General features: G+C 62.5%; 13 protein-coding genes. 3 read left to right on the top strand and 10 right to left on the bottom strand.

Going from position 1 to position 16,154, the window contains the following annotated elements; translation table 11 throughout:
• Position 1: 1 nt before the first annotated feature.
• The 4 genes from JNK74_00680 to JNK74_00665 form a co-directional block, all read right to left on the bottom strand.
• Positions 2-1,144 carry a glycosyltransferase gene (locus JNK74_00680; GenBank protein MBL7644679.1) on the bottom strand — a complete coding sequence of 381 codons (1,143 nt, stop codon included), beginning with the start codon at positions 1,142-1,144 and terminating at the stop codon, positions 2-4.
• Entirely contained in the window at positions 1,141-3,408 is a 2,268-nt protein-coding gene (locus tag JNK74_00675) for a bi-domain-containing oxidoreductase (GenBank protein MBL7644678.1), read from the bottom strand. Before JNK74_00675 ends, JNK74_00680 begins: the two co-directional genes overlap by 4 nt.
• 241 nt (positions 3,409-3,649) lie before the next feature.
• Positions 3,650-4,855, bottom strand: coding sequence for a hypothetical protein (locus tag JNK74_00670; GenBank protein ID MBL7644677.1), 1,206 nt, complete (start codon positions 4,853-4,855; stop codon positions 3,650-3,652).
• Between the two features lie 126 nt (positions 4,856-4,981).
• Entirely contained in the window at positions 4,982-6,064 is a 1,083-nt protein-coding gene (locus tag JNK74_00665) for a glycosyltransferase (GenBank protein ID MBL7644676.1), read from the bottom strand.
• Positions 6,065-6,136: 72 nt separating this feature from the next.
• Between JNK74_00665 and JNK74_00660 the strand changes: the two genes are divergently transcribed.
• A complete protein-coding gene (locus JNK74_00660) occupies positions 6,137-7,654 on the top strand; it encodes a hypothetical protein (protein ID MBL7644675.1) in 1,518 nt (505 codons plus the stop codon).
• 249 nt (positions 7,655-7,903) lie between these two features.
• Positions 7,904-8,749, top strand: coding sequence for a diaminopimelate epimerase (locus tag JNK74_00655; GenBank protein MBL7644674.1), 846 nt, complete (start codon positions 7,904-7,906; stop codon positions 8,747-8,749).
• 4 nt (positions 8,750-8,753) lie between these two features.
• On the opposite strand, the gene JNK74_00650 is transcribed toward JNK74_00655, so the two are convergent.
• The 6 genes from JNK74_00650 to JNK74_00625 all read right to left on the bottom strand — a co-directional run bounded on the left by JNK74_00650 (position 8,754) and on the right by JNK74_00625 (position 15,283).
• Positions 8,754-10,244, bottom strand: coding sequence for a sulfatase-like hydrolase/transferase (locus JNK74_00650; protein MBL7644673.1), 1,491 nt, complete (start codon positions 10,242-10,244; stop codon positions 8,754-8,756).
• Positions 10,245-10,254: 10 nt separating this feature from the next.
• On the bottom strand, positions 10,255-11,652 hold the full coding sequence (locus JNK74_00645; protein MBL7644672.1) for a class I SAM-dependent methyltransferase: 1,398 nt from the start codon (positions 11,650-11,652) through the stop codon (positions 10,255-10,257).
• A gap of 39 nt (positions 11,653-11,691) precedes the next feature.
• Positions 11,692-12,378, bottom strand: coding sequence for a hypothetical protein (locus tag JNK74_00640; GenBank protein ID MBL7644671.1), 687 nt, complete (start codon positions 12,376-12,378; stop codon positions 11,692-11,694).
• A gap of 166 nt (positions 12,379-12,544) precedes the next feature.
• Positions 12,545-13,468, bottom strand: coding sequence for a ribokinase (gene rbsK, locus JNK74_00635; protein MBL7644670.1), 924 nt, complete (start codon positions 13,466-13,468; stop codon positions 12,545-12,547).
• Positions 13,465-14,109, bottom strand: coding sequence for a transglutaminase family protein (locus tag JNK74_00630; protein MBL7644669.1), 645 nt, complete (start codon positions 14,107-14,109; stop codon positions 13,465-13,467). The genes rbsK and JNK74_00630 overlap by 4 nt, the downstream gene beginning before the upstream one ends.
• A 4-nt stretch (positions 14,110-14,113) precedes the next feature.
• Positions 14,114-15,283 carry a radical SAM protein gene (locus tag JNK74_00625; GenBank protein MBL7644668.1) on the bottom strand — a complete coding sequence of 390 codons (1,170 nt, stop codon included), beginning with the start codon at positions 15,281-15,283 and terminating at the stop codon, positions 14,114-14,116.
• 168 nt (positions 15,284-15,451) lie between these two features.
• Here JNK74_00625 and JNK74_00620 point away from each other — a divergent pair, with 168 nt between their 5' ends.
• The gene (locus tag JNK74_00620) at positions 15,452-16,081 is read left to right on the top strand and encodes a hypothetical protein (GenBank protein MBL7644667.1); all 630 of its coding nucleotides are present in this window, start codon (positions 15,452-15,454) and stop codon (positions 16,079-16,081) included.
• The last annotated feature ends 73 nt before the right edge of the window (positions 16,082-16,154 follow it).

The following is a 16,154-nucleotide window of genomic DNA, read 5'->3' as shown; positions in this document are numbered from 1 at the left end:
ACTAGCCCCGCTCCAGCGACTGAATCGCGGCGAGGAGCTTCGCCTCTTCGTGCTGCCAGTTATAGCGATCTTCCACGGCTTTGCGACCGCTTTCACCGAGCCGCCGCGCGAGCGCGGGGTCGCTCAGGAGCCGCACGATGGCCTTCGCGATGGCCCTGGCCTCGGTCACCTCCACCAGCACACCGCACGCGGCGTCATCCACAATTCGGGCCACTTCAATGGCGAAATCCGGCGCGACCACGGGCTTCGCCTCGCGCATATAATCGAAAAGCTTATGGGGCATGGCCAGGGTGTGATTTACGAGCCCCGGTTGAAAAAGAATGAGCCCCACGTCGCAGGCCGCGATCCAGGCCGGCACCTCTTCGTAGGGCACGGTGTCCACGAGCTGGAAATTTTCCGAGAGTCCCGTCCGCTCAATGGCGCGCTTGTACTTGTCGAAATCGCCGTAGGCATAGTGCCCCAGCACAACGCAGCGGACGCCGGGCACTTTCTTACGGACGATCTTCATGGCGTTGAGCAGTTGCCATGAACCGCGGATTGTGCCGAAGGTCCCCTGATGCAGCACGACGGGACCCTCGCCAATGCGTTTGCGAATGGCGTCCGGCACTTCGTTGCAGCGGGGCTGGACGTGGTTGGAATTTATGACCACGCCGCGCGGTGTGGAGAGCCCGTCCCACTCGAAGTCGAAGCTCTCCCGCGTGAGGATGATGTAGTCGGTAAAACGCGCCATGCCCCGCATCGCGCGGCGCGTGAGCCAGACGACGCCCTCCCGCAGGAACGCGGGAAAGAATTTCGCGAACTCCGTGGGCACATGTTCGTGCATGTCAAAAACGACACGACAGCGGCGCGTGCACTTGATTAGCAGCGCCGCCACCCACGATTCGGGCTCGGGCGCGAGATACAGGTCCGCACGCGCCCGGCGGCCCAGCCAGAAGAGATACGCCAGCGCCCTCAGCCGGTGAACCTTTGAGCCCGACGCCGGGATGTAGTGAAAGTGAATGCCGTCGCGCTCAGGGCCGCTAAATTCACCGCGCGGACAGATGGACACAACCTCGTGGCCCGCGGCGACGAGCGACATACCCACTTTGTGAAACATACGCTTGTCGAAAGGACCGTGGAGCACGTTGAGGATACAAATCTTCACGGCGTGGGTTCCGGGGAATTCGACGGATAGGACCGATAGGACGGATTTGTTCGATCTCCCTCATCCGTCCTATCGGTCCAATTCGTCCTACTGGTTCCCCGCGCCGAGGCCAAAGCCTCCAGGGCGATCCGAGTCGCACGGAGGCCATGTGCCGCCGTCACCTCAAGTGGCTCTTCGCCGCGTACGGCGCGAATGAAATTCTGGAGGAGCCCGAATTGACCTTTGTCCTCGCGGCCTGGCTTGACGCTCTTCCCCGGCAGGCCATCGAAGCGAACGCCGCGATAATCTTCGATGACGATCGATCCGCCGCCCCTGTAGATCTCGATACGTTCCTTGCCCGAATTCAGCGAGCCCGTGGTGCAGTAGATCACCGTGGCCAGAGATCCATCGGGAAAGCGCAGGAGCGTGGTGAGGTCATTCCAGTCCGGCGCAATACCCGCCGCTTGTGCGATGACCGAAACCGGATCGGCGTTGAGCAACCAGCAACAGAAATCGTAGAAGTGCACCGCCTCGCCCAGGATGCGACCGCCGCCCTCCTCAGGATCGAGCGACCAGTGGTCCGCCGGGCGAGGTCCCGCGTTGCAACGATAAATTACCTGCGTTGGCCCCGACACCTTCGCCAGCGCCGCTTTGGCCGCGCGGGCATGGGGCGAAGAGACCCGGTTGTATCCCACGGTCACAAGCAGACCGGTTTCAGACGCTTTCGCGCAGATCGCCTCGCAATCCGCCACTGTCAGCGCCATGGGCTTTTCCACAAAGACGTGCTTGCCCGCATCAAGGGCCGCGAGGGCTTGTGCCGCGTGAAGGTTGTGACGTGTCGCAATCACCACCGCGTGGACTTTCGGGTCCGCCAGAATCACATCGATATCGGTTGTGCAGTACCGGGCCCCGAAGCGCTCCCCAGTCTGTTTCGCCGAGCTGCCGGTGCGCGCGGCAACGGCTTCGAGGTGACAGCCTTCGATACGCTGAAGATTCGGCAGGTGAAAGGCCTGGGCGAAGGCCCCCGCGCCGACTACGGCCACGCCGATGCTGCCTGCGGGGGGATTGATGGAACGGAGATTGAGCACGGGGTCCATCCCCCCGCTGTCGAAGATGCGCCGAAGGTGGACGGGGGGGAAGGGGGGGTGAACGCCCAGGCGATCTTCGTTTGAAATAGAGTAACGCAGCAGTGCGGCTATCGTATCGCCGTCGCCCCGCGTGATCGCGTCATACGCGCTGGCGGCGTCGTCGACGGAATCGATGCGCGAAATAAGCGACGACACCCGTACCTTGCCCTCTGCGACCATGCGCAAGAACTCCGCCATATTGCGGCCCTCGGTCCAGCGCACGTGGCCGATGGGATAGTCAAGTCCATTTTCTTCATAGGCCGTATCGTAGCGGCCCGGACCATAGGAGCAGGACAGCGAAAAATCGACTTCTTTTCGAAAGAGTCCCTCGCGCTCGAGGTGCATGCCGACAGCGCCCACCACGGAGACGCGGCCGCGCGGACGGCACAGATCAATGGCCTGATTCGCGATGGCGCTGTCTTTGGAGGCGGCGCACACGATGACGGCATCCGCGCCATAGCCCGCGCTCCACTCATGGACGACACCTTCGAGCTCGTCCGGCGCGCACGCGGCTTCAACGCCCAATTCCAATGCGAGGTTGCGACGCGTCACCACGGGGTCGCAGCCGATGACGCGACAACCGGCGGCCCGGACGACCTGCGCCGCAAGGAGACCGACCAGCCCCAACCCGATTACGACGATCGTCTCGCCGAAGGTTGGCTGCGCCCGGCGCACGCCCTGCATGGCGATCGCGCCCAGGGCCACAAAGGCGCCCGCGTCAAAATCCACGCCGTCGGGTAGGGGTGTCAGGAGTTGGTGGGGCACGGCGTTGAACTCGGCGTGGCAGGCGTAGCCCACGCCCGCGCAGGCCACCCGATCGCCCACGCGAAAGCCGGGCACGTCGGCGCCGCAGGCCACGATTACGCCCGAAGTGCTGTAGCCCGGCGCCTGAAATTCGAGGAGTTTGCCGCGGACGATGTCGAGGGTGCCCTTCACCCCCACCGTCGCGAGCTTCCGCTTCACCTTTTCTATGTTGAGGGGATCTTTTGCCTTCTTGAGCGCGTAGGCGGCCGTACCGCCGCTGGAAACAAAAGAGGATTCCGTGCCCGAGCTGATGAGGGAATAGGACACCCGAACCAGTGCCATTCCGAGCCCGATGGCGGGAGGCGGCACGGTTTCCAGATGCACCCTGCCCCCTTTGACCAGCACTTGCTTCATGCGCGATGTCCCTCATTCCCGATGGCGGCGTGTGACGGGGCACATGGTACGTGGCGGGACCGTGGGGATGCAAAGGGATTTGTGGACGGAGTGGACGAGGTGGACCGAGTGGACAAGTTCGACGGAGATATCTCAACGATCATCACGGGCGCCATCCTCCTGCGACGGATCTCCGACCCACACGCGGGCCGCCTCGGGCGGCCATCAGCTTGTGGGTGCGGTGACTGAAGCGACGCGTCAATCACCCTATCCGCCACACATATTCCGCCAACGCCCGATACATCCAGGCCACGCCCCACCTGGGATAAGGCATCTTCGAGGTAAAGCCCTTGTACTTCCGGTAGTGAGGCGCGCCATCCTTCACGTCGCGCATGTAGGCCCAGGCCCAACGCAGCGCAATCACCGACTGTTGACGCGCGCCCATGAAGTCCTTCTCCAGCGTCGCGTGGCACAGAATCGCTTCGGCGCAGGCGTGGATATCAACGGGATACGTGCCATGTTCGCCATGGGGCATGCCGCTGGAATCAAGCAGGGTTCGGTAGAAGGCGTAGCCCCGTTTGAGGGCGTCTTTGATGATCGGGTTTTGTGCGTGCGCGTTGATGGCGGTCAGCGAGCGCAACACGAAACCGGTGTGGTGGTGATCCACGAGAGCCATCAGCGCCGCTTCTTGCCGCGAGCCGGGCAGCATCGCGCCATAGGGAAAAGCGCCGTCGGGCCGTTGCGCGTCAAGCGAGAACTGCACCGAACGCAGGGCCGTGCGCGCCATGGCTTCATCATCCGTCGCCACGGCGACTTCGAGCAGGTGCTGCGCCACGAGCAAGTTCGCATTGTGCACGGCGCGATGATCCGCAAGTCCGTAAGCAAAGCAAAAAGATCTGTCAGTCTCACCAATGCGCGGGAGATCTTCCATGAAGTGTCGCGCAATGGATTGCGCGGCCTCCAGGTGTTCCATTGCGCCGGTGATGTTGTGCGCCAGCAGAAAAGCTTCGCCCGCGATGGCGCTTACCACGGCAATCGGAGAGCGAGTCGGGATATCGACGCCCGCGCCGTAAACCCAAAAGGGGTAACCCCAGCACAAGCCGCTCGAGCCTGTCCATGAATGATCGCGCAGCCACTTCAGGTGTGTATGCGCGGCCTTCAGCGACCCATTGTCGCCCGCGATCTGGTGGAAGCGCAGCCGCCCGATGGCGAGGAGCGCGTGGGTCTTCGGATTTTCCGTAGGCGAGATGCCCAGCAACCGGCGCGATGCTCGGGGGAAGGCATCGCACAGCACCGTGCTCGTCTTTCGGAGGAAGGGCCGCTCCTGCAACGCGCGGATGCGCGGGTGGGCCTTGATGTCGAAGGGATCGTAGCCAACCGTACCGTGGGCCGCAAGCCAGGCTTCGAGTTCGCCGAGCCACTCCTGGGCCAGCGCGATATCGGGATCATTGGAGGGGGTCATGGGCATGGGGCTGGCTCAATGGGTCGTATGGGGCCAATGGGCCACTGGTCGTCGTGGCGGGTATTCGCAACTTTTTCATCATAAGACCCATAGGACCCATAAGACCCATAAGACCCATTTCTCAACACGATCTCACCACCGCTCTTTTTCACCACGCGCAACCCTTTCCAATACCCGCTTCAGCACGGGAAAGTATACCGCATGGCTGTAGCGCGCCTGCACCCGTGCGCGGGCCGCACGGCCCATGCGCTCGCGCAGCGCCTGATCGGTGATGAGCCGCGCAAGCTTTTCCTTCCATTCCTCAGGCGAGTCCGCCAGGAAGCCGCTGACACCATCCTCCACCACTTCCGCGTTCATACCCACGGGCGAAAGAACCACAGGGGTACCCACGGCCATATATTGCAGCGCCTTGAAGGCGCACTTGCCCCGGGCGCGGGGCGTATCGTGGAGCGGCATGAGGCCGATGTCGGCGTGTTGCAGGTACTCGATTTCGTGTTCCAGGGTCCAGTGTTCGTTTTCCACCGTCACCCCCTGCAATGCGTAGGGTTTTCCCGTGGCAATGTGCAGGGTGATGCCGTATTCGCCCGCCAGTCCCCTCAGGACGCCTTCAATCGGCGCGAGATAGCCCAGGTTGTCTTTCAGACCGGTCCAGCCGAGTATCGCGGCTTCCCGTCCGGTGTACTCCTTCTGCGTGTGCAACTCCATATCGATGCACGTGGGGATGATGGTCACACTTGGATTCAGGCGGGCAACATAGTCCCGCAACAGCCCATTTCCTACAACCGCATGGGCGCACAAGCCCGACATCTTCCGTGTCCAGCCGTAGTCCACCCAACGCAGAAAGAGGCTCTCCACATGGGCCGGTGGCTCCCAGATGGCGTCGTCGATATCAAAGACGAGGCGCGGATTCATCCACCGGATGAGTCGCTCCAGCACGGGCGGACCATAGGGTAGCAGCGGGCCTCGAAAGTACACCACATCAGCGCGGGGCACGTGACGCAGTTGCGCCAATCGCCGCAACACGACCTGAAAAAGCATCCAGAGCTTGCCCGGTTTCGATGCCCCGCTGTAATAGTGCTCTTCCTCCGCCATCGACATGGGCAGGCACACGGTGCTGCGGTGGCCCTCCGCCTCAAGCATGCGGGCGAAAGTTCCGATGCGGTAGCGGATGGCGGCAATACGGTTGGAGGCGTTCCCGAAGAAGACGATGCGCATGGCGCGATTGTACGGATTGGCCTCCGGTATAGTCCACCCGCTATGCTACTCCCTCAACCTGGAGCACAAACCATGAAACACATCAGCACCCTGCTGGCTATCCTCTGTCTGGCCCCTGTCGCCAACGCCGAACCCGGCATTATCATCAACGAGGACAACAGCCACTATTTCACCTCGCGGCCGGCGGAAATGATGAATCTTGAAGGCCTGAACGCCTTCATCGATCAATATGCCGGGACCAAAGTGTCCCACCTCTTCCTGAACGCCAATTCCATGAAGGCGAGTTTCAAGAGCGCCACGCGCGATGCCATCTGGGAACTGGGCGAGCAGAAGATGCCCGAGGGCGCCGGCAAGAAGTGGATGGACAATGCGCGCCTGCTGCACGAACAGGGCCTGGACCCCTACGCCATCTGGATTGCCCGCGCCCGGGAGAAGGGCATTTCCCCCTGGATTTCCATGCGGATGAACGACATTCACGATGTGCCGGATCCCACGAGCTACATGCACAGCACGTTCTGGGTAAAGAATCCCCAGTTCTGGCGCGTGCCCAACGATCCCAGCGGCGGCTGGACCACCCGTGCCCTGGATTTCGGCCACCCGGAAGTGCGCGCCCATGCCATGGACTTCGTCAAGGAACTGTTGGAACGCTACGACGCGGACGGCCTGGAGCTGGACTGGATGCGCTTTGGCTGGCATTTCAAGGACGGAGAAGAAGCGGCCGGCGCCGAGCTCTTGACCCAGTTCATGCGCCAGGTGCGCCAGCTCACCATCGAGTGGGGTGAAAAGCGCGGACACGCCATCCAACTTGCCGCGCGGGTTCCCGCTCACCCGGATGCCGCCAAAGGCCTGGGCATGGACGGGGTGCGCTGGGCGAAGGAAGGACTCGTGGACCTGCTCATCCCCTGCCCCTTCTGGCTGAGTTCCGATTTCGACATTCCCGTAGAGCTCTGGCGCGAGCAAATGGGCGTGGAAGGGGCCGCTGTAAAGCTGGCACCGGGACTGGAGTTTAATTCCCGGGCCTGGCACGGCGGCGCGCCCATGGCCAATGATCTCGCCTCCACCCGGGGATTTGCGGCGAGCGCCTGGCAGCGCGGCGCGGACCAGATCTACCTCTTCAACTACATGGACTCCGAGACCATTCCCGTGAGCACCTCGGACTACCGCATCCTCGTGGAACAGGGCCTCGGCAAGGACGTGGTTTTTACCCAGCCGCGCCGCCATCTGCAGTGCTTCCGCGACACCGTGCCCTCCGGCTTCCCTAGCGGCGTGGTGCTTCCGGCGGAAGGCGCCGAGGCGAGCTTCACCATCAACACCGGCCCCAGGCCCGCTGCGGGCACGGTACGCTTCATCATCGGTCTGGGCGAGAAGCCCGGCGTCGCCGAGGCTGCCTACACGGCAACGGTCAACGGCACGGCTTGCGCAGCGGCGGTGGATGTGGAGAATCCCGCCCAGTTCCCCGGCGCGGTAAGGGCGCTCGCCTTCGACTGTCCGCTGGACGCGGTGAAGGATGGCGGGAATGTGTTTACCGCGCAGCAGCCCGCGGGGCAACAGATCGTCTGGGCGGAAGTGCGGGTGGAGCCATCAATCTGACAATGAAGAATTGAACCACAAAGAACGCAGAGAGCACAGAGAAAGGTCTTTCTTTTGTGCTCTTTGCGTTCTTTGCGGTTAATCGTTTTTCAATTCCTATCTGTGTCCATTTGCGTCCATCTGTGGGAAACCATTTTCCCAGTGCTTATGCGTATGCTAAAATGCCCGCCTGCGCATATGCCCTCGTTTAAGAGCAATATGACTTGATCCCCCTTCCCATTCCCCCACTAAAGGATTCCATACATGAGCATCGCCTTCACCAAGCTCCACGGCCTGGGAAACGACTATCACTTCATCGAAGCCGCGAAGTATCCCGGCGTCGACTGGCCCGAGCTTTCCCGCCAGATGAGTCACCGCCACCTCGGCGCGGGTTCCGACGGCATTATCCTAATCCAGCCGAGCGAGCAGCATGACTTTGACATGCGCATTTTCAACGCCGACGGCAGCGAGGCGGAGACCTGCGGCAACGGCATCCGCTGCTTCGCCAAATATGTCTTCGAACGCGGCCTCACGAGCAAGACCGAGTTTGTGATCGGTACCCTCGCGGGGCCCAACGCTGTGGTGCTCAAGACCGAAGGTGGCAAGGTTTTGTCCGTCCGCTCCAACATGGGCCGGCCCCGATTCGAGCGCGCCGAAATCCCGATGCTCGGCGCGCCGGGCGAGGTGAAAGAAGAGCCCATCGACATCGACGGGCAGATTCTCCACGTGACCTGCGCGAATATCGGCAATCCCCATGCGGTGTTCTTCGTGGACGACGCCACGGCCGTGAAACTCACGGAAATCGGCCCGAAAATCGAACACCACCCCAGCTTCCCGGCCCGGACCAATGTAGAATTCGTCAACGTTGTTGACCGCCAGAATATCGTGATGCGGATTTGGGAACGGGGCAGCGGGATCACCATGGCCAGCGGCAGTGGCTCCTGCGGTTCCGCGCTGGCGTCGATGATCACGGATCGCGTGGAACGTCGTGTCAACGTGCACCTGGTTTACGGAGTCCTGGCCATCGAATGGGCCGAAGACGGCTGCGTCTACCAGGAAGGCCCCGCAACTGAGGCCTACTCCGGCATCTGGGATCATCCCATCCCGATGGCGTGAGGGATTACCGCACCTGTTCAATTTCACTGCTGCCCGGAAAGCTCATAAAGGTCTTGTCGGGCAGCAGTTCGTATTTGGTGCCGAAATACTTGTTGAACACGATCCGAAAGGTGTTCACCGGCGTGATGCCGGGATAAAAGGCGCTGTAGTCGCCATCGGGAAAGTAGATCGTGTTCAGCACGGCCGTGTAGTCGCGAATGTATTCGTCGCGCGTGCCCTTCCAGGGGATCAGGTCCGTGCCCGCGGTGCTCTGCCAGTCTGAACGGCAGCCGTGGTCGCCCTGAATGATGATTACCGAATTGGGTTGGCGCTCGCGGATTCGGTCGACCATTGTAAGCAGGCGCCCGTTGATACACTTCACGGCATCCCGAAAGCCCTCGTAGTACGGGGGCGTTTCGGTACGCGGTTTGCCTTCCGCATCAAAGTTGTGGGGCATGTGCGGCGCCATCATATGGGCGAACACAAACATGGGCTTGTCGCCCCGGCGCACCTTCCCGAGACCGTCCAGCACAAACAAGACCCGGTTGGCCTCGTTGGATCGCGACATGCGCTCCACCGGCGAACGCAGGGGCGTCATGGCGAGGTAAACCTGCTGCAATTCCGTGAGGAGAAAGGTGTCGGGCTTTACAAAGCGTCCCGCGTTGATCTCGGTGGCCGCTACGCCCGAGGAAAAGGTCGGGAACTCATAGCCATAGCCCGCCAGGAAGTCCATGACTTTGTTGTCCCAGATCTGGGCCACGAAATCGGGCAGGGCCTGATTCCACTGGGCCTCGAGCCGACCGGGATCAAGGTAGTCGAGGTTCATGGACGATGCGAGAGACATCTGAGTCTTGGGGTAGTTCGAGTGGGCATCTTCCACCACATGGAAGCCCCGCTCCTTCAGTGCATCGAGGAACGGCGTGTTGTCATGACCAAAGGTATCGCGCAGCACATCGGCCCGAGGGTAGGAATCAGGAATGATATAGTAGATGTCCGGAAGGGCCGCGAGCGCCTCGGGGGAAAGGTTGGCCGCGCCCGCGGACTGGGTGGTGGCGGCGGGCGCCTCCTGCCTGATGCGGGCCAGACCGTAGGTCGTCAGGGGCACCACCAACAGGCACGCCCCGAGTAAATTCAGCCCCTTCGTCAGCCCCGCCAGATCGCGGCGGGTCCGCCAGAGCCACACGAACAGCGCCGCGCCCCCCAGAGCGATCAGCGCGACAACAGCAAGGACAGGCAAGGGTGACGCACCGGCGCGCAGGGCCGCCTTCAGTCCGTCGGCCAGGGCGCCATAGGCGTGAAAGGGCACCCAGAAAGCCGCGATAAGCAGCGCGCACTTGTGGTGATCGCGCAGCAGGGCATACAGCAATCCCCAGAGCAAACTGGCAATCGCCGCCACGACCGCACAGGGCAGCCACACTTCGGCAAAATGGGCGTCGCCAATATTGCGGCTCAGAAGCGAAAGGGCTGGGAAAAAGCCGAAGAGCAGCGGGTACCAGGGAAAGCCTTTTCCATGCATGGGCGACGCCTCAGGGTTGGGTTCGGTTTTTCATCCGATACAGCGTCCGCAGCGTATCGTCTACCGGCGACTGGGCCTCGATGACAAAGTACGCGCCGAAGGCCGCCTCGAAACCCTCTCGGGTATAGCCCGGAAAGACATCCTCCCGCGTGGCCAGCATGCGGTTCACCATGCTGTCTTCCTTCGGCACGAATTCGATGATCAAATGCCGGCAGGTCCGGGCAAAGAAGGCGGCCGCCTGCGGAAGGGGGACGTTGTTGCCGATGCATAGGTGGTGGATAAGCGCCAGGGCCATGGCGCAGTCCGCCGGACCGCGCTGGAGCAGGCTGGCACGCTCTTCATGGGCCCAACCCAGCGCGGGACTCGGGTTGGACAGATCCATCACCAGCGGCAGCACGCCCCTGAGCGACGCTTTCTCCCGCAGGTAGAGGGCTTCCACCGCACCGTAATCCAGATCCATCGCAACGGTCACCGCGCCGCATTCCGCCGCCAACGCGCTATAGACCCCCGTGTTCGCGCCGAGATCCCAGACGGTCTCGGGAGCGATCTGGCCGAGATAGTCCCGCACCAGCGCCTCCTTCGCCCGGGCGCCCGCGTCGCTGTAGTTGGTGTGGGCGTAGTAGTCGCCCCAGGTGGTCTTGTCCGACTTCCGGTCCAGCCCGCGGATGGTGGATCGGAGATTATCGATGATCCCCAGCAGTCCCTGCCTGGAGACCTTGACGGCTTTCGCGGCGCCGCCCGGTCCCTCCTGATTCAACTGGGCACGCTCGGCCCGGGCCAGCAGGTGCAGATGGAGGAGCAAGCCCGGCTTGAGTTTCGAGCGCCAGGGCAGGGCCCGCGCCGCAAGCGGCAGAGGTATTCCGTCGATGTATCCGCGCATCAAGCGCGCCATGCCGGCCTCGCCATAGTGCATAAGGGCGAGGGGCGCGAGAAAGTGGCGGCAGAACTGGCCATAGGCGATCCAGGGCTTACCTTCCACATAGGGCTCGAAGGACAGGGTGTCGATGAATACAGCGCGCGCACCCTGGAACTGAACATTAAAGGCGCTGGCGTCTTTCAGGGACAGGCCATGCTCCATGGCGATGGATTGAATATCGAGTGTCAGCAGCGCCGCGTCGCGGAGTTGCCCCGCGCACCATTCATAAGGGTAAGAGATAAACTTGATCGGTTCCGGCGCCAGCACCCGGACGGCCTCCGACGTCAGCGCGCGCTCCAGCGAGATTTCCTCATGGGATACCAGCAGCCCCCGCTTCACCAGCTTCGCGTAAAGCCCGGAATCCATGAGCTGGTCATAGTGCGGCCCATAGACGGCATTGACCTGCCGCAGCAAGACGCCCTGGTCATCGCGAAAAACGAAACCGCTGGGATCGCGGAATGATGCGGCCAGGCGGCCCGTTTCCTGCACGATGAAGTCTCCCTGATTTCCCGAGTTGGACTCGGACCGCACCTATACCGTATGCACGGCCGAAGCAGCAGCGGCGCGGTACTCCCGCAGGGCCTCCGGCGCGGCGGGATCGCCAAGCCCCGGCACGTCCTTCGGACCGACTACAATCCGCACCCCTCCAAAACGCTGGCAGCGGGCGGCGTCCTCGGGACCCATGGGGCCTTCCGTTTCCACGGCCACGGTGTACTCATGATACCGTATGTTCTCGCAGGCAATTCGGACCCGGTCAAAGGCAGCCCGGGGCATGGCCCGCCCAGGCGCCACCGGATCCGCACCCACCAGTAACAAGCGGCCAATCTGGGGCAGCAGGTAGTTAATCTTCGTAAGGGAAGTCGTGGGCGACACCGCAACACCCGCCACATGACCCGCATCATGGATGGCGGCCAGCGTGCGGTGGATGTGGACACACGTTTCCAGGTGAATCGAGATCGTATCCGCGCGGCTCTTCAGGATTTCCGACAGCATGAGGTCGGGCTGCTCCACCAGCAGGTGGTAGTGGCAGGGCAGCTTCGTCAGGTCCTTTGCGGCAGCCACTGCCGACGGGGCCATGCCGTAGCGGGGGATGAACTTCCCGTCGGCGCCGTCGAAGTGCAATTCGTCAATGCCCTGGGCCTCCAGCGTGCGAATGACGGACTCCAACCGGAGTGGATTGAATTGTTTCAGGTCTGCGGCACAGATCAGATTGGCCACGGGGATACTCCTTTGGACGATGGATTATGCAGGCCGGTACTGTATCACAGGGGGCCGGATCGCGGCCAGTCAGAGAAATTCCAACTTGCAAGCAGGGACAACCGAGCCACCGTAGACGGAGGGACTCATCGGTCTGGTTTCCTGTCGTCCCTGTGACCAATCCTGCTCAGCGCTGCTGGTTCAAGATCCGCGTTACATCCTCCGCAAACGGCAGCGACGGCTGGGCCCCCGCTTTCGTCGTCGCCAGGGCGCCCACGGCATTGGCAAAGCGCAGTGTCTCCGCTATCGCACCCTCATTCCAGCCCACGCCGAGTGCCCCGGTGAAGGCATCGCCCGCAGCCGTCGTGTCCACCACTTCCACCTTGAAGGGCTGCGCGTCAAAGCGCGCGCCTTCGCCAAAATATCGCGATCCACGGCTCCCCAACTTCATGACAACATGGCTGGAACCAAAACTCAGCAACCGCGCGGCCGCAGCCTCGACATCGGCATCGCTTTCTATGGTCATGCCCGTCAGGCGCTCCGCCTCGCTCGTATTGGGCGTTACCACGGTAGCCTTTCCGATGACCGCCTCGGAGACGGGTTGATCCGAGCCGATATCGAGGATGGACAAGGTATCCGTCTCCCGCGCGAGATCCAGCGCGGCCTCGACCACGGCAACAGGCACTTCGAGCTGCATCAGCACCGCATCCGCCGCTTCGAAAGCCGCGCGGCAGGCAAGAATATCTTCCGGCGTCAGTTTAAAATTAGCTCCCGGAATGACCACGATGGAATTCTCGCCCTCGTCGCTTACTTCGATGATGGCGGTACCCGTGGGCGTGCCGGAGACCGTCTTCAGCAAGTCCAGCTTCACCCCGGCGGCGCGAAGGCTTTCTTTCTGCTGCACCCCGAAGGCGTCGTCGCCCACACAGCCGAGGAACGACACGTTTCCGCCCAATCGGGCGGCGGCAACGGCCTGATTTGCCCCTTTGCCCCCGCAGATGGTTGCGAAGGTCTGGCCCATGAGGGTTTCCCCCGGTCGGGGGATGCGCGAAACGCGCGCGACGAGATCAATGTTGGCACTGCCGATAACGAGAATATTGCGAGGGGTCATGGTTTCCTCTTGCGCCCCTGCACATCGGGCAGGCGGGCGTAGAACGCGTCCCAGGTTTTCCAGCGCCGCAGGGCTCTTACAATTTCGGGCAGCGGCGTGGCATGAATTTCGTCAAAAATGTACTCTTCGGAGTCCTGCAGCGGGAAGGCGAGCCGCTCCACGGGCGGGGTGAATTGTGCATCGACACCCGGCTTGTTGCCTCGGGGATCAATGCGATACCAGCCGTACACCGGCAGGTAGACGGCGTTGAGGCCGTGGGTGCAGTACGGTGGCCCGCAGATGCCGATGCTCAGGCGCTGATAAACCAGCCCGGCCGGAATGCCGTTGGCGCGGAGCAGCGCCGCGAGCAGGTGCGCCTTGGCGTAGCAATAGCCCGTGCCCGCCGCCAACACTTCCGAGGCGCTGCACGTCACGGGGTTCATCCGATAGTCCACGCTATGCCGGATCTCGTCGCGCACCCATTCGAAGCAGGCCCGCGCCGTGGCAACGGAGTCATCCTCGGAGGCGCGCAAGGTCTTCGCCAACGCGGACACGGCGGGGTGAAGAAAGTCTATCGTCTCGTCGGGCTGAAGGAAGGCGTTGAGATCGGTATCGCGGACGAGCCCAGCGCTCGACACCGTGACCTGATTGCGGGCCGGCATCTTCCTAGGCATTGCCTGCCGCCACACCCGCCACGATGGGCCGCGCGGCAATTTGCTCGCCACGGTGTTCGAGGAAACAGCAACCGGGGCAGGGCGCGAAGAGCTTCTTCTGGCATGTCTGCCGGAAGTCGCGCATTTCCGCGTTGTGCCACAGCTCCTTAAGGGAGTTCTCCCGCACATTGCCCACTTTCTGGAGCCAGCAGGGATAGGCGTCGCCGAGGCGACCGATAATGAGGGTGTTCCAGGCGTTTCGGCACTGATACGCCTTCAGATCAATGCCCCGCCCGTCATAGTAATCGAGCAGATCCTGACGGGGCATGCGCGGCAGCCGCACTTCAACGCCGACCGACTTCGCCTCGTCCAAGGTCCGATTCAGGGCGATGGATAGCTCGGAGCGATTGATTCGCGGCCAGTCGATATCTTCGTGGTTGAAGAGGGTTGGGGGCTTTTCCCCGAAGCCCGGCAGATCGTGCATCCGCGTTTCCGTGACGAGATTGAGCACATCCACCCCGGCCTCTTTCACCATGCGGGGCATGAGATGGAGCACGTCGATGTTGTCCCGCTGGATCACCGTGGTCACGTGAATATGGGGGCAGGATTTCCCGCTTGCGTCTCGAAAATGGCGCAAAAGGCGAATGCCCGCCATGCTCCGTTCCCATGCACCCTTCATCTTGCGAATTTCGTCGTGACGGTCCCCCGGTCCCTCAATGGACGTGCCGGCAAAGTTGAAGCCCACGCCTCCCGTGTGTCGGGGCGCCAGCGCCACGATGGCTTCCGCCCGATCTTCGGGCAGCATGGTCGTATTCGAAATAAAATGAGTTCGAGAGCGCCGGCTGGCAAAAGTCAGCAGCTCCATGAAGTCCTTGCGCACGAAGGCTTCGCCGCCGGTGAAGGTGATCAGGCTGAAGCGAGGGATCTGGGCCAGCACGTCCAGCCACTCCCGCGTGGAGAGTTCGCCCCGCTTTTGCTCCTTAATGGGCACGTTCTCGAGCCAGTCGATGTACTGGCACATCTTGCAGCGAAGGTTGCAGCGCCGCGTCACCTCAATAAAATAATGCCAGGCCGGGAAGGAATAGCCCGATTGCATATAGCGGTACGGCACCTCGCTGTACATCCGCTGTGCGAAGTCGTAAAGTCTTGCCAACTGGAATCGGCTCGCGCCATTTCCGCTCATGCTCGGCTGCCTTTGTCGCGTCGGCCGACCGAAGCGGTGACGCGGGTGGAAGAATCTCACCGGTGTTTGCAATCAACCGGCGCGCCTTCTATTCTACCACCGGCCCCGACACCGGTACGAACTGCGACAGTACGGGCAGGCAGCATGCCCGATGGTGGAACCCGACCTATGCACCTCGAAACTTCCGATGGGACGCGCACCAGCGTCGACGCCTCCCGCCTGGCGCGTATCCTTCAACGGCCCGCGCCCCTCGTGGCCCTGCGTGGCCCCGGCACCGCGCTGGTCGCCCTCCACGCCCGCGGGCGGGACTACCGGCTGATCTATTGGAACGGGCGCACCTGGCAGCAATCCTCCCCCGGCGTCCCCGAGTCGGCCCTCGCGGGTCTGTTTGTCGATTTCTTTCACGGCGGGGGCGACTGGCGCGCCAATCTGGTGTGGGAAACACTGCGGCAGGACGCCGCGCGAGAGACGATCCCTGCTGTCCCCGCGGGTCTACACATACTGCTGACCTTCATGCTCGTCTTCGGCGGTTTTGGCGTGGGCATCCTGCTCGGCTTCGAAGCCGGGCGGCGCGCAGAACCGTACGACGGCATCATGGTGTACGTCGGCGCCCTTCTGTTGGCTCCACCCCTCGCCCTTCTGGGGCAGCGGATCGCGCGAAACCTTCCCTCCGCCTGCGACGAGTGCGGCGAGCGTTCCATCAACCTCCAGACCGGGCGCTTCGCCTATCTCTGCACCGAATGCGGTCGACTCAATATCTCCCGGTGGGGTATCAATCGCGGCCCCATGGCGCCCTAGCAAACCCTAACCATACGCTAACAATGGCAACTCGGTGCTGGGAATGGGTGCAGCACTGTGCTATGCTTAGCTC

It is taken from the genome of Candidatus Hydrogenedentota bacterium, assembly GCA_016791475.1.
GTDB lineage: Bacteria > Hydrogenedentota > Hydrogenedentia > Hydrogenedentales > JAEUWI01 > JAEUWI01.
Note: the sequence above shows the minus strand (reverse complement) of the source record. Positions and strands in the feature narration are given on the sequence as shown.